This window comes from Thermoplasmata archaeon, assembly GCA_015063285.1.
GTDB lineage: Archaea > Thermoplasmatota > Thermoplasmata > Methanomassiliicoccales > Methanomethylophilaceae > Methanoprimaticola.
This window is the reverse complement of sequence record SUST01000003.1, coordinates 82,546-96,027: the sequence shown is the minus strand read 5'-3', so window position 1 is coordinate 96,027 and position 13,482 is coordinate 82,546. Positions and strand designations below refer to the sequence as shown.

At 47.4% G+C, this 13,482-nt stretch carries 15 protein-coding genes and 2 pseudogenes; 7 read left to right on the top strand and 10 right to left on the bottom strand.

The window, feature by feature from the left end:
• Positions 1 to 7: 7 nt before the first annotated feature.
• The 4 genes from E7Z62_03050 to E7Z62_03035 form a co-directional block, all read right to left on the bottom strand.
• Positions 8 to 973, bottom strand: coding sequence for a hypothetical protein (locus tag E7Z62_03050; GenBank protein ID MBE6522091.1), 966 nt, complete (start codon positions 971 to 973; stop codon positions 8 to 10).
• Between the two features lie 109 nt (positions 974 to 1,082).
• A complete protein-coding gene (locus tag E7Z62_03045) occupies positions 1,083 to 1,499 on the bottom strand; it encodes a hypothetical protein (protein MBE6522090.1) in 417 nt (138 codons plus the stop codon).
• A 106-nt stretch (positions 1,500 to 1,605) separates the two neighbouring features.
• Positions 1,606 to 1,845, bottom strand: a complete 240-nt coding sequence (locus tag E7Z62_03040; GenBank protein ID MBE6522089.1) for a hypothetical protein — start codon at positions 1,843 to 1,845, stop codon at positions 1,606 to 1,608.
• A gap of 216 nt (positions 1,846 to 2,061) precedes the next feature.
• Complete coding sequence (locus E7Z62_03035) at positions 2,062 to 2,640, bottom strand: DUF3800 domain-containing protein (GenBank protein MBE6522088.1); 579 nt, start codon at positions 2,638 to 2,640, stop codon at positions 2,062 to 2,064.
• 381 nt (positions 2,641 to 3,021) lie between these two features.
• Here E7Z62_03035 and E7Z62_03030 point away from each other — a divergent pair, with 381 nt between their 5' ends.
• From E7Z62_03030 to E7Z62_03005, 6 genes and pseudogenes are all read left to right on the top strand, one after another.
• Complete coding sequence (locus E7Z62_03030; protein ID MBE6522087.1) at positions 3,022 to 3,261, top strand: hypothetical protein; 240 nt, start codon at positions 3,022 to 3,024, stop codon at positions 3,259 to 3,261.
• The gene (locus E7Z62_03025; protein ID MBE6522086.1) at positions 3,261 to 3,560 is read left to right on the top strand and encodes a hypothetical protein; all 300 of its coding nucleotides are present in this window, start codon (positions 3,261 to 3,263) and stop codon (positions 3,558 to 3,560) included. Before E7Z62_03030 ends, E7Z62_03025 begins: the two co-directional genes overlap by 1 nt.
• Positions 3,561 to 3,857 carry a hypothetical protein gene (locus E7Z62_03020; protein ID MBE6522085.1) on the top strand — a complete coding sequence of 99 codons (297 nt, stop codon included), beginning with the start codon at positions 3,561 to 3,563 and terminating at the stop codon, positions 3,855 to 3,857.
• A complete protein-coding gene (locus tag E7Z62_03015) occupies positions 3,857 to 4,564 on the top strand; it encodes a hypothetical protein (GenBank protein ID MBE6522084.1) in 708 nt (235 codons plus the stop codon). The genes E7Z62_03020 and E7Z62_03015 overlap by 1 nt, the downstream gene beginning before the upstream one ends.
• Positions 4,561 to 4,857: pseudogene (locus E7Z62_03010) on the top strand (hypothetical protein). The gene E7Z62_03015 and the pseudogene E7Z62_03010 overlap by 4 nt, the downstream one beginning before the upstream one ends.
• A gap of 247 nt (positions 4,858 to 5,104) precedes the next feature.
• Positions 5,105 to 5,527 carry a very short patch repair endonuclease gene (locus E7Z62_03005; GenBank protein MBE6522083.1) on the top strand — a complete coding sequence of 141 codons (423 nt, stop codon included), beginning with the start codon at positions 5,105 to 5,107 and terminating at the stop codon, positions 5,525 to 5,527.
• Here the strand turns inward: E7Z62_03005 and E7Z62_03000 are convergent.
• Positions 5,505 to 6,398, bottom strand: coding sequence for an NgoFVII family restriction endonuclease (locus E7Z62_03000; GenBank protein MBE6522082.1), 894 nt, complete (start codon positions 6,396 to 6,398; stop codon positions 5,505 to 5,507). The genes E7Z62_03005 and E7Z62_03000 overlap by 23 nt on opposite strands.
• Positions 6,399 to 6,607: 209 nt before the next feature.
• Positions 6,608 to 7,591, bottom strand: a pseudogene (dcm, locus tag E7Z62_02995) (DNA (cytosine-5-)-methyltransferase).
• A gap of 227 nt (positions 7,592 to 7,818) precedes the next feature.
• Here dcm and E7Z62_02990 point away from each other — a divergent pair.
• On the top strand, positions 7,819 to 8,499 hold the full coding sequence (locus E7Z62_02990) for a hypothetical protein (GenBank protein ID MBE6522081.1): 681 nt from the start codon (positions 7,819 to 7,821) through the stop codon (positions 8,497 to 8,499).
• Positions 8,500 to 8,541: 42 nt separating this feature from the next.
• Here the strand turns inward: E7Z62_02990 and E7Z62_02985 are convergent, their stop codons facing one another.
• From E7Z62_02985 to E7Z62_02970, 4 genes are read right to left on the bottom strand one after another with little or no spacing between them, the layout of a single operon-like run.
• Positions 8,542 to 9,219, bottom strand: a complete 678-nt coding sequence (locus tag E7Z62_02985; GenBank protein ID MBE6522080.1) for a hypothetical protein — start codon at positions 9,217 to 9,219, stop codon at positions 8,542 to 8,544.
• Entirely contained in the window at positions 9,216 to 10,391 is a 1,176-nt protein-coding gene (locus tag E7Z62_02980) for an SPFH domain-containing protein (GenBank protein MBE6522079.1), read from the bottom strand. Before E7Z62_02980 ends, E7Z62_02985 begins: the two co-directional genes overlap by 4 nt.
• A gap of 10 nt (positions 10,392 to 10,401) precedes the next feature.
• On the bottom strand, positions 10,402 to 11,946 hold the full coding sequence (locus E7Z62_02975) for a hypothetical protein (protein MBE6522078.1): 1,545 nt from the start codon (positions 11,944 to 11,946) through the stop codon (positions 10,402 to 10,404).
• Between the two features lie 10 nt (positions 11,947 to 11,956).
• Positions 11,957 to 12,883, bottom strand: coding sequence for a hypothetical protein (locus E7Z62_02970; protein MBE6522077.1), 927 nt, complete (start codon positions 12,881 to 12,883; stop codon positions 11,957 to 11,959).
• Positions 12,884 to 13,482: the final 599 nt, after the last annotated feature.

Below are 13,482 nucleotides of genomic sequence, written 5' to 3'. Positions count from 1 at the left end.
ATCCAATTCACTCACCAGACATTACGTTGTATTCATTGATCAGATTCTTGACCTGCACCACCGTGCTCTGGTCGGAATCCTGCTTGATCTCCAGCTTCCACTTCAATCTGAGGTAGGAGACGAGCTCTGAGCACTCGGATTCATCCATATACGGACCGAATGCGTATGATTGGGAATTGTCATCGGAGAACGATTCCAAGGCCATCCTGTGGGTCGGAGCGGATATGACCGAGAACTCCGGCATACCAGTGAATCCTCCGTCGGATCTGTTCATCTTCAGACCGACGAAGTACATGTCGCGGTAGATGACCTTGTTCACCTCGTCCTGCCATTCCTGATTGATTCTGCTGCACTCCTCCTCCCTTCTTTCGGGAGCACAATGGAACAGCCTGACCACATCCTCCAGTGCCCTGTCCATATAGTTCTGGAGATGCTTGACGGAATCTATCGGGGAGAAATCGAACAAAGGTGTGTTCAGACACGCCCTGAGGACGTTAATCTGCGTCATGAGGTTCTTGATGTTGCGTGAGATCTCATCATCATCCACAAGCTCCGACGGATCGAACTTGGCCACGAACGTCCTGAGATCCTCTGCATAGTATGCATAGGGTCCGGAGACCATGGTCTTCGTGTAAGAGCGCATGGTGTCGATCATGTAATTCAATGCTGCCAACCTATTGACGATGAGCTCGCATTCTGAGCGGTTGGTGTCATCCAGCATGTTCTCGAAATGATGTCCAACAGGATTGCAGTCCTTCGATGTGAGGTACTTCTCATTCACATAGTATGCGCCCTGGTTGCAGAAGGTCGTGGCGAGATCCAAAGCATACTCCTCAAGGGATCCGGGGATCGCGAGATAAGCTACGACGGTATCCTTCGGACCCAGTCCGAGCTCCTTGACCTCGGTGGAAACGGGGATGATCTTCGACGTACCTGATATCGTGATGTTCCTTACAGCCTTCTTGTAGGGCATGATCGGCTGGATGTATATGACAAATATAAACCTTATCAGATACTGATTACATAAGTATGATTGAACGTCTGGCTGATGGTCCTGAGGGTCGTTTTCGGACATTATGTAATCACCTGAAGTTACAGAATTCCGCCTTGAACCAAGAGATCCAACCGAATCTTGCACCGGCGTTCTTCTTCCGAGCCCACTCGTTGAGATCGGGATCCTCTGTCCTGTCGGACAGGGCCATGAACTTGTCGAGATGGTCGTTGACGAACTGCCTGATGACGTTCTTATTGTACTCGGGCGTGCGCTTGTTGTTCATGACCTTCTCGACGTAATGCTGATTCTGAGCGATGGTGTTGGTGCGGGGCATCCTCTGCATGAGATAGCTTTCGGTCATCGTCCTGCGCTTGGTATTGATGCCCGGAGCGAAGTGCACCCAACCGAGAGGATACTTCTTACCGCGGGTGCTCGTGGGGATGAGCTCGTAATCGCTCATGGGAGCACCCCTTGCATTCCTTGCAGCGGCTGCAGCGATCGTCATCGCAACCTCTGAAATCGGTGATGTAGGAGAGAGCATCGACATATCCTGCGACAGATGTCGATCCGCCAAAGACTGTATCTCTATCGAGATTGTCAACTATAGAATCCTATACGGCCGAGATGAATTCCCCCAGGACCTCCGTCGGATTATCGAGAACGGAATACTGTCTGTGGAATTCCGCCGCTAGAGCTTGGATCAGAGTGTCGATGCGCATCTCGTCATCGATGCAGAGGGAATCTGCGAAAACAGATACCATGGCGGCGTTGAAGCCGACCTTGTAAGAGTATTTCGTGAATGCTGTCCCCGAATCCTTTGACTCGGTTGAATCGTTTGAGAGATCTTCCATTTGTTATCCTCCGAAAGAGTTTGCGAATGACAGTGTATGTCATTCCCATTATTTTATTAAGTGTATATTTTACATATAATATTTTACTAAAAACAAAGAGGAAGGATGCGGACAATCAGCGGGATCAAAAGTTGAGAAAGGGATAGATTAAATATGAATGAGGCCAATAGTGTATTATCCTGATAAGACCCGCATCCAGGTTGCCATGGGTGGCCATCAATGCTTGCGGGCAAAGGATATCTTCTCTATTAACCCGTAGAATCTGATATCGTCGTATTCGAATTTGCGGTTTATCGCACCGGCAGCGAAATCGGCGATCTGGACACATCTGTTCTGATGGGATGTGGCCTTGACGCATTTCTTCACGTTTGTTCCGTGATGCGACGCAGCTTCCAGACAGATGCTGTTCAATTCGAGAATGGTCACGAAGGTGCTGCGATCCAAGAAAACGGAAACGTCATGGGCACCGATATGTTCGAAAACACTGTCGAACAGATCCCCGAGGACAGCTGCGTACAGCTTGTTCCCGTGAACCCCATAATGACTTCCGGTATAGTCATGTTTATCGACAGTGACCGATATGATGATCGAATCGGAATCGGGCAACGAAGCCAGTACATCGATGATCTCCGATTCGGTCGAGTTGTAGAATTTGGAATCCTCTCTGATCTTAGGGATCTTTTTGAAAACAGGTTCCAGATTGCGTACACGCTCGTTGATGACCGCTGCCATAGAGAAGAATCTGGAATCCTTACCGAGATCCCCTGATTCATCAATTGCAACGACCCATGTCATGACCTATCGAATCCGGGAAAGAAAGACGACAATAAAGAGATTTGTTGGTGGACAGTGGAATCAATACATTCAACCCGTGCTTTCTTCTCCGCCACCCTTCGCTAATCTCGGCCCGCATCATCGGGCTTTCCATCTTCGATGTGTAAGCTACGTGCATGCGGCCCTCGTTCCTTCCCGCTTGGGTTTCGAAGAAAGCCCAGGGTTGAAAGAAATGGTCTGTAAAAGAGATCAAGGAACCAAGTCAAACTCCTTAAGAAACCAGTTCCTTCCAAACAGCTTCGCCGACTTCGGAGATGTCGGAGCGGTAAGAGCGGATATTCCAAGTTACGGATATCCGCTGGACGAGGATGGGAACTACCCCGAGGACATGAGGTGGTTCAGATGAGCGACTACGGGATCCTCACCGGAGTCGAAGTCATCGACAGACTGAGCGTCGACGACATCGTGACCATCCTGGATTACGGATGGGACACCCAAGATCTGAAGAACATGCTGGAGAACCGCGACTGGGAATCCATCGGATACCTGGCGGCATGGATCAGGGAGTGCGGGAACGGACACACCGGATTCATGGTCGAAGACGATCAGTGCATCAACGGAGTATATGGGAGGTGCTGCTGATGACCACCAGGCAGGAGCAGATACTGATCCACCTGTACGGACAGATGGGATTGGGGAACAGCTACGAGATGCTTTATGAGACCACTCAGGACGGCATAGCGGATGCTATCGGAATCTCCAGAGGACAGGTGTCCATCGAGATCAGAAGACTGGAGGAGAAGGGATTCGTCTACCACCTCCTGAGGCATGCGACCGACAGTCCGAAAAGAACGAGAGCGCACAGGATGTGCTACAGGCTGAACGCCCTCGGGATGCTGACGGTGAAGGACATCCTCGCATGCGGAGAGGGGGTGGCCTGAATGCAGGATTGGCAGATCGCTGTCCTGAACAGCGAGAACATCAGGGTCGACCAGGACCAGTACACCGGATACAGGCTGGTCATCAGGAAGACCGACAGGGAGCACAGGATGGGGATCCCTGCGATCGTCGAGACCGTCAGGAAATCCAAGAGGAAACCGGTCATCATGTGCCCGGACGAGCCCTTCAGAGGGATGTTCGCGGACAGGAAAGAAGTTCTGGACATACTGATGAGCACTTCTGAATACGAAGAGTTCACGGTGTGGATGGCAGAAGCCAAGATGTCGGGGGTGATCTGATGGGGAACAGAGCGGTGATCACCACCGAGAAGGACATGGCCAGAGAAGGCCTCGGGATCTACCTCCACTGGAACGGAGGAGCAGATTCAGTAGGAGCGTTCCTGGAGTACTGCGATCTGAGAGGGTTCGCAGCTCCGGACAAGAGCGACTACGGATACTCCAGGCTCTGCCAGGTGATCGGGAACTTCATGGGAGCGGATGGGAACTCCCTGGGGATCGGGAAGCTGAATGAATTGGACTGCGACAATTGGGACAACGGGATGTACATCCTGAACGGATGGAAGGTCGTCGCCAGGAAGTACTTCAAGGGACAGGAACAGAACTGCTACGATAGGATGGAGTTCCTAAAGGAACTGGATGCGAGCCAGCCGGAGGCCCAGCAGCTGGGATCGGAGATGATAGAATCTCTCAAATTCCATGGGAAGAGGATCACCGATGTCTCATGGAACTACCACTACGAGATATCGAAGAGGAAGGAGAACGGCATTGCGGCAAGACCTTTCGAGATCGGGAAATTCTACACCGATTGCAGGAACAGACCTTTCAACATCGTCAAGATCGTGGACAAACCGTACATGGAGGCAATCATCGAGAGGGATTGCAAGAAGATCACCGTACCGAGGTTCACCTGGAAGGACGGGTCGGAATCGATAATCCTGCCAGAGAACGGAAGAACAATCGTTTCGATGGAGGAGGTGAGCTCGTGAGCCTGTTCGAGACCGGTACCATCGTCAACACCATCGGAATCAGGGATATGATGATGGGCAGTGCCGATGCTGCCGAGACCATCCGGAAATGTCTGGACCGCCATTGCCGTGGAGATTGGGGCGATCTCTGTGACGAGGACAAGCAGATGAACAACGATGCTCTGGAGGCGGAGAGATAGGAAGGCGTCTCAGACAGACTGTTCAGTTCGTACGACACCGATTTCGGGAAGATCTACATCATAACCGAGTACGATAGGTCGGTGACAACAATACTGTTGCCAGACGAATATTGAATAAAACCCCTCCCTACGGGGAGGGGATCATAATCATATTAAATCGTCTTCCACCTTTTCTCTATCAGCATCAGTTTGCGATTCTGCAGCCTCGATGCTGATACCGATAATATCCTTGAGATAGCGGAACATGTTGTCCGACCTGGACTCCAAGAAGCCGTCCAAGTCCTCCTTGATGAAACATTCATAGGCGGTGTCATCGATGAAATAATCGATAAAGGTAAAAATACAACTTCGATTGAAGAATGTGGACAATCACACTCCTGAACAGCGCAGAAAGAACATGCAGGCCATCCACTCGAAAGATACAGAGATAGAGGTCATTTTGAGAAAGGAATTATGGAAACGCGGGCTTAGATACAGAAAGAACTGCAAAGACCTTCCGGGAAAACCAGATATAGCATTCAAAGGAAAGAAAGTAGCAATTTTCTGTGATTCAGAATTCTGGCACGGATATGACTGGGAAAATCAGAAAGAACGTATCGGAACCAAGAGAGAATACTGGATTCCGAAAATCGAAAGGAATATGGAAAGAGACCGCAAAGTCGAAGCCCAGCTAGAACAAATGGGGTATACTGTACTGAGATTCTGGAGAAAAAAGATTATAAAAAATACGGAAGAGTGTGCAGACTCTATTGAGAAAACTCTTAATCGTAGTCGATGTTGGTGAAATCTATCGAATACTTACCCGAATCTTCTTTAGTGAACATCACTGCATTAACGCCCAGGCTGTCAAGCATATCCATCGTGACTAACTGCCCCTCATCCAGATGAAGCACGTCCCGGAGAAGCCATCTTCCGAGTTCCTTGTTGGGATTTGACATTATGGCCTTTCCCTGATCCTGACAGACCTTGGCACTGATAGTCTCCCCGCTGGGCAGCTCCAGATCAAACGGAGTGTCCCTAGCTGGGAAGAAGCCTGGTATACGATCGCGATCCTCCTTCTGATAAGGAATGTAAATCTCATCAAAATCTCTTCTGCGTCCTCCTGCATTCCATTGGTTGAGTCCGCTCTTTTCTGGGACGTGAACACCTCCTCTCGTAGAGAACAGCGGGAGAACTATAGTCGGTTTCTGAACGATAGACTGTGAAGATGGCTCCCCTATAGTAAACTCCCCCTCATAAACCTCGACGATAGCCCTCATCGGATCCTCGACGAAATCCACTCCGAAATCATAAAGAGAGTGCTCAAGACTAAAAGATTCAAGAATTGTACTCTTAGATCTGCTGAATCTGAACCTGTTCTTTCCATCAGTAAAGTCAAATCCTTTGCCAGTCTGCTTTGTAACCTTGATCGAATCAAGATCGATATAATCCATGGAACATTCATGGATTGAAAGACGATTGGGCCTGCGGACGACATAATGATAGATGAAATCATCTATCGCATAAGCATCTTTGGAGAAATCGAGTCTCTCATTTCTGAGCTCGGATACTCTGCAAGCATCCTCAATTACATCTCCAGTATCTGTGTATTCCCGTTTCTTGTCGAATTCAGCAATCTTCTGAAAAGGGGTGTCTACGAAAGTTTTGATGCCCACTCCAATCGGACCGATACGTGCATCAATCGCAATGCATGATCTGGAAAGATTCTCTGCATTAAAACATCTGCAAAAGAGATTCTCCACGATACGATAATCGATATACGGAGTATTGCTTTCAGAGAAAAGACTGCTAATAGAAGACATCGCCCGGAGATACTGAATGTAAGAATGCCTTTCCTCCTTCGAAGCCTTACAGAAAACACTGGTCAACCTATCATCCCCGAATTGCGCATAGCGAAAATCATATTCTCTGCTATCCTCTTAATGACAGGAACGGAAACAGAATTACCCGCCTGCTTGTACATATGGGACTTGGCAATATCAGGGAAAGAGAAACTGTCAGGGAATCCTTGGAACTTAAGGCACTCCTCAGGAGTGAGCTTCCTAATACCATAATCATCTCTGATAAGGGGGACATTATGACCTCCCGTGCCCATGTTGGCAGTCAGCGTAGGACAGACATTACTTTTGTTCTCACGCACATAGACACGGCGCCATTGATAAATAGTATCCGGATTTGTCATCTCCCGATCCAGCTGAGAATAATACTTATGATCTTTACTATAATAGAAAGAATCGGCTTTCTTATCGTGATAATCGATGATATCATGAACGGAAACAGTCAGACGAATAGGTTCGGGAAAACTAAAACAGTCTTTAGCAAGACATGAGCCGTCTGGAGACTTTCTGAAAGCAACAACATAAATGCGCTCTCTGTTCTGAGGAATATTGCCGTATTCCATTGTGTTAAGAACGGCCTGAGTTACGCAATATCCTGAATCCTAAAGAGCGGCTTTAATTACACTATACGTACGTCCGTTGTCATGAGACATCAAATTCTTCACATTCTCTAAGAAAACAGCTTTCGGATGACACTCATTAATAAGTCTGTCAACCTGCGTGTACAATACTCCGCGGTCATCTGCAAAGCCCTTACGGTAACCAGCTATCGAAAACGCCTGACATGGAAATCCGGCTGCAATAATGTCAACATTGTCCAAATCTGAAAGATGCTGGTTATATACATCATCCTGAACGAGATAAGGAGCCCCATTGAAATTATGACGGTATGTCTGGCAAGCATAGGAATCTATCTCATTGGCATATATTATATCGGCACCGGCTTCTTTGAAGCCAAGACATATGCCACCGATACCGGCAAAAAGACTTGCAACACGGGGTTTTACCATAAGACCGTGATGAAACAAAGCTGCTTTATACTTATCGGAACAGAATTAAAGACATCTCCTTTTCGGGCCCTTTCACCCCTACACTTATCGCGAGGGGCAATATTGTGTATTGCGGCTCGCCTTTCCTGTTTGAACGATGTTATTTACTCACCGCATACGCATAATCCCCTCGCTCCAGCTCCGTTCCGGGGTTCAAGAGGCCCCTAAGAAAAAAGGAGTTGAAGAAGATGGTAACATCGGAAGAACTGAACTTGACCTTCCAGAAGGTCGGAAACGATTTCGGATTTGAGAACGTGGAAGCGGAATTCTCGCCATTCAGAGACCTCAAAGTGAAATGGATTCGCACATGCGACTTCGCGAACTTCAGCGTCTCAGACTACCTCAAGGAGGCACCCGAGGATGTTGTGAAAGGGATCGCGAAGACGATCTTCTCGAGGATCCTTGCGGAAGAGGAACTGGATTACCCGGAATGCGCCAAGGAATGGCTGACCTCCCAGGAGTTCAGAGATCTCAACCAGGAGAAGTACATCGAAAGGAGCCGCAACCTCGCTGTCTCTGATGAAAACGAGGATGAGAAACTCTGGGATGCCTACCACAGAATCGTTGATGCTGGCCTCGTCGAAGAGATCAACGGACTGAAGCTGTTCTGGTCGAAGGAGGAATCCGAATCAAAGGCAGGACAGAGCTCATGCCTGATGAGGGTCGTGATCATGAACAGGAAACTCCTGAACGACAACGTTCCGGAAGAGGTCCTCGACTACTGCCTACTGCACGAGATCGCCAATATATCCCTGGATTTCGGACTTGATTTCGTCGAGAGGAAGAAGGAGGTAGAAGATCTCTTGGCGACTTGCCCTGGAAGGGAGGCCGCCAAGGAATGGCTGAAGAAGGCCATGATCGAAGTTTGATCAAAACAGGGGCAGTCTGCCCCCATTTTAATATGTTTTATATCAACTGGATTGGAGTTTGCGAGCCTTCTGAGCCCTTTCATCAGCGATATTACAGAATTTGGCGTAGAGCTGCTGGACAGCGTCCACATCACCGGTCTTGGATTGAGCAGAAATGGCCTCCGCGACATCCATCAGTTCCTGATCGTAATCTGCGAGTTCGTCTCTGAATCCAGTTAAAGATCTCGATTTATCATATGCCTTCTCGATGACTGATTTCATCTCATTGCCTTCCGCCGCATTGAAAGCCTGATAGAGACATGAGGTGACGTCAGAAATCCTTGCGACACCGGCATCGTTGACATCAGCAGTCTGGGCAGTATGATTGTTGGCCACGACATTCATGATGAAGAGGATCGTGAATATGATGAACACGACGATCTCGATGACCATGATGTACGGCTCAGGAATCTCCTTGACGAAGAGGCCTACAAGCATCAATGCGATCTCTATGATAATCAGATAAGATGCGAAGATCGATGTGGATGACTGGAAGATATAGCTGTTCTTGTGATTAGGGGTCGTAAGGAACGAGACCATATTGAGAACAAAGGCCAAATCTATCATCACAATCGAACAGATCATTGTGTTTGTCCAGTCCTTGATAAAGATATACATAACGACATCGACGACAGCCATTATGACAAGTTCAATAAGGACTGCAAGGTAATTCGCTTTCATTCTATCTTACTCCCGCATTCTGAACAGAATTTGACTCCAGGCAATAGTTTGTTACCGCAGTTAGGACAGAATAGATTGAGCTTCTGCCCGCATTGGGAACAGAACTTGCTGCCAGCTGGAAGAACTGCACCGCATGAACATTTCACCGTACCGGGATTCTGCGGCTGTTGTTGCTGAGCCTGCTGTTGCTGACCGCTACCATCCAAAGGCGTCATGGTGCTCGCAGCCATGTTGTACATGCCGGAACCAGCGGCAAGACCAAATCCGATACCGACACCTGCGCCGACCATTCCTGATCCCTCGTTCTGAGCGGCATCGTGCATGATGCTTGCACTCTCGCTCTGAGCCCATGTGATGCCCAGAGTCTCCAGTCTGGCCTTCTCACCTTCAGCCTCGATCTGAGTGGTGGCCCTCTTGGTACGAGCCTCCTCGAGCACCCTTCTGGATTCATCGTTGGCAACATCGAGCGCCTCAACGTAGAAGTTGACAAGACGTATTCCGTACTCGTCGAAGATTGGATCCAACATGGGTTTGACCATTTCAGCTACTTCATCCTGTCTTGAGCAAATACCGATAATCTCATCATCCATGGACTTGATGACGTTACCGAGGAGACTCTTTATCTTCTGCGATACAGGAGCCCTGAACTCGCTGATGACATCTGTTGCTGTCAGTCTGTTCTGATTGAGGCCGACGAACTTCAGGAAGAACTTCTTAGAATCCACTATTTGCAGGGTATAAGCGCCTCTTGCCTGGACCGATGTGGCGATGTTGTACTTCTTATCGACAACCTGGATCGGACTGTCGGTGCCCCATCTGTTATCCAATTTATGGGCTTTGTTGATGTAATATACCCTTGCATTATAGATGCTGATGCCGTTAGACAGCATGTTCCTAATACGGCTCAGGAAAGGATAGTTGTTAGTCTCCAGATCATACTCTCCTCCCGAGAAGACCTCTAGGACCACTCCGTTCTTATAGAAAAGAGCGTCTTCGCTCTCGCCTACGATGAGTTTGGAATGAATGTTGAAGTCCTCGAAAGGCACCTTCCAGAAGACATCATCAGCTGACATCGCGCCGTATGATCCGGCGTTGTTATCGCTCTTGATGACACTCAGGAATGTCTTCTTGTTGTCATATGCCGATTCATTCTTGTTCTTGAACAATCCCATTCGATTCACCTCACAGGATCAATTTTGAAATCGTTTCTTTATCGCCCAGATTAGCTGGAGCGATATTGCCCAGATTGACCATGAGTGTGTATCCATTAGAGTTAGGTTCTGCTGGAACGTAGATTAGACCATGGATAGTAGCCCGCCCCATCTGTAACTTCGGATGAGTGGATCTGCAGGCATCCAGATAGTTATTGACTATGAGCTCTACATCATACTTAGTAGAAGTGGGTGCGACTACCTTCGTACTGGCGTTTAACCTAGTATGGTGTGCATCGTCATAAACATAGCGCACCTGACTGCCCATTGTGATAGATGTCTCATCGCCCTTTACCCTCTGCATGAAAGTGGTCTCGGGCATTGCTTTGAAAATATCGGTGATCGCCTGTCTGGAATTCTGGACAGTGGACGAAGAAGTCGGGAATTCAGCAGAAACGAATATGAGCTCAGACACTTGCACTGAATGCTTCTTGAACAGTGATCCGGTGACAAAACTGTACTTGATTTCAACAACCCACAATGGGAAAAGAACTGAACCGGAACCGGATGCGACCTTGAGAGAACCGTCACCGCTCTTCGCAGAAATGACTTCTGAAAGAAGATTGAGTATCTCAGAAGTCCTCTCTATCCTGCTGAAAGAAGCGAGATTGCCATGCTGCATTTGGTTCTCAAGAGTAACTTCGGTCATCAGATCGCTTATGACCTTGAAGACCTGCTGCGTATCAAGACCAGAACTGACAGACAACGCCTTTGCGATGCGAAGAGTGGTCCTGCAGACGATGGCCTCTCTGGAAACAGCCAGAGCCATCGATAAATAATCGATGTTGGAACGTGCATCTTTCTCAACCGAATCCAGATTATACGCTGCATCCTCAAGTTTCATAATCGCCGCCTGAGAATTGCCTGACATGATATCGTTGATACCATCGCAAGCTTTGCTCAGAGCATCGAATCTCTTTTTGACGAGCTCATACCCCTGCAGATCAGCGATGGCTTCAGCTGACGCTTTGTAGTTGTTTGTCATGAACTGATAGCGATCTAGCTGATCCTGAGCCATCAATTCGACACTATTGACGGTCATCGCATAGGATGTGGAAACACCTGAAGCCTGATTCACTAGTCTTTTACTGTCATCATCGACTGCCAATGCCTTGATTGATTTGACCTTTGCATCGAACTCGAAGAGCTCTTTAGGACTGTATCTTGATGGCAGTCCTTTGAGAGTTTTGAAAGGCATGACAAGCAATTGATTGGAAAGGGTGCTGATGAATCCGAACTTGTATTCTCTAAATGTAGCTTCCAGAGAAGGTTTGATCGAGGACATGAAGATATTATGGCGAGCGATAGGATCCATGGTCTCTGTCTGATTCAGCGACATACCTGTCGGTATGGTCTTAGAGATCCAGGCCATCATCTCCATCTTTGCCTGCTCGATATATTTCTGAGAATCAACCTTAAGCTGCGATCTACCGCAAGAAAGACATTTCAGCATATCTCCCTCACCGGAGAGCGGCCCTCCGCATGATTTACATCTTAATTCTATGACTTCATCCATGATCATCACATCAATGCATACCGGCCCTTAGACCATTGATCTGTCTCTGCAAATCATTGATCTCCGACATCAGTTGATTATAAGCCTTCGTGACCTCAGCATCGGTGTACTTCTTTCCCAATTCAAAATAGGTCTTACCGACGGTATCGATCGCGGAATAGCAGGCACGGCAAGCGAATATAGACTTCGTACTATTGGTCGCCAACGGCTTATTGGGGTCTGCCTGCCTGAGAATGGGGTCTGTGAGCATACTACTCATAGGAACGAAATGTATGTTCTCACCAGAAACTTCACGTCCGCAGAACCAGCAATGGACGGTCATCGATGCACCGCGGATGAATTCCTGATTCTTGGAGATCGCTTCCTGATTATGACGTTCGTTGTTGTATATCAACGCCTGCTGTTGGAATTCAGCAGCCTTCTTTGGATCTTCCCACTTAATGGCCTCAGATAATCTTTCATATCCAAGAGCATACATCATGTTAGAATAATCGCGAGCTGTAACCTTCTTCTCATCGAATATCTCCTCAAGGATGAATGTACGGTCATAAGCCGCAAATTCGGCTGCTGTACTGATAAGCTGTAAGCCTGCTTCCTGAGACACATCACTATTATTCAGAGCCTGCTGTCCTTTGATACGGAGATTGCATTCGTTGAGAAGGGCATCCACAGAAACATCATATACACCATACTTGACCATAAGGCCAGGATAGTTACTGAATACACCGATAGATTTAGACAGTTCATTAGGATCCCTGTAATTAGTACGCATCTCTAACATACGCTTAAGAACATTAACTTCCGGAGTCGCTTGACCCAAACTGATGACTTTGTTCAGGTTATTCAAAGCATCGCCGTATTGCTTCTGCGCAATTAAATCGGAAGCCTTATCAAATTTGATGGAGGCTCTTTCCTCTTTGGTCTTAAATAATGCCATCAAACCACTGAAGCCGAATCAAATAACAACATTAATAATGCTTCCAACAGAATAGGAAAATATATCCAATATCAACCAATTCTATCTTCTATTACTCCCAAATAGAGAAATAGCAAATTCAGTCTGTGTCGAAGTCAAATAGGCACATAATCCAAGTACATACGAGATTGTTCTATCAGGTAAACCCAGGTTATATCATTAAAAACTACTCGATGATTGCATTGACTAATCATAATCAGAGACACGGACGATCAGTATTTGACCAATCAATACAAGTACAGCGTCTGAAGTTCTGTTACGATCGTATTGTTGGAATTATTGTACTTCACTTCCAAACGCTTATTCTCAAAAGTGGTGAAACGATTGTCATAGCAATTCATGCCACCTATATCTATAGAGAGATCATAGATGGCGTTGGTCAGGATGAATTGATATCTGCCCGCTTCCGTGATATCGAAAGAACGCGACTTTTTAAGAAGAATCCTGAACGATCTGGAGAAGTCAATAGCTGATTGGGTTATAACTACTTCAAAAATATGTGAAGGATAGTGTGTTCTGGAGTTACTTTTGCCACAGCTATCACAAACTATTCTGAACAC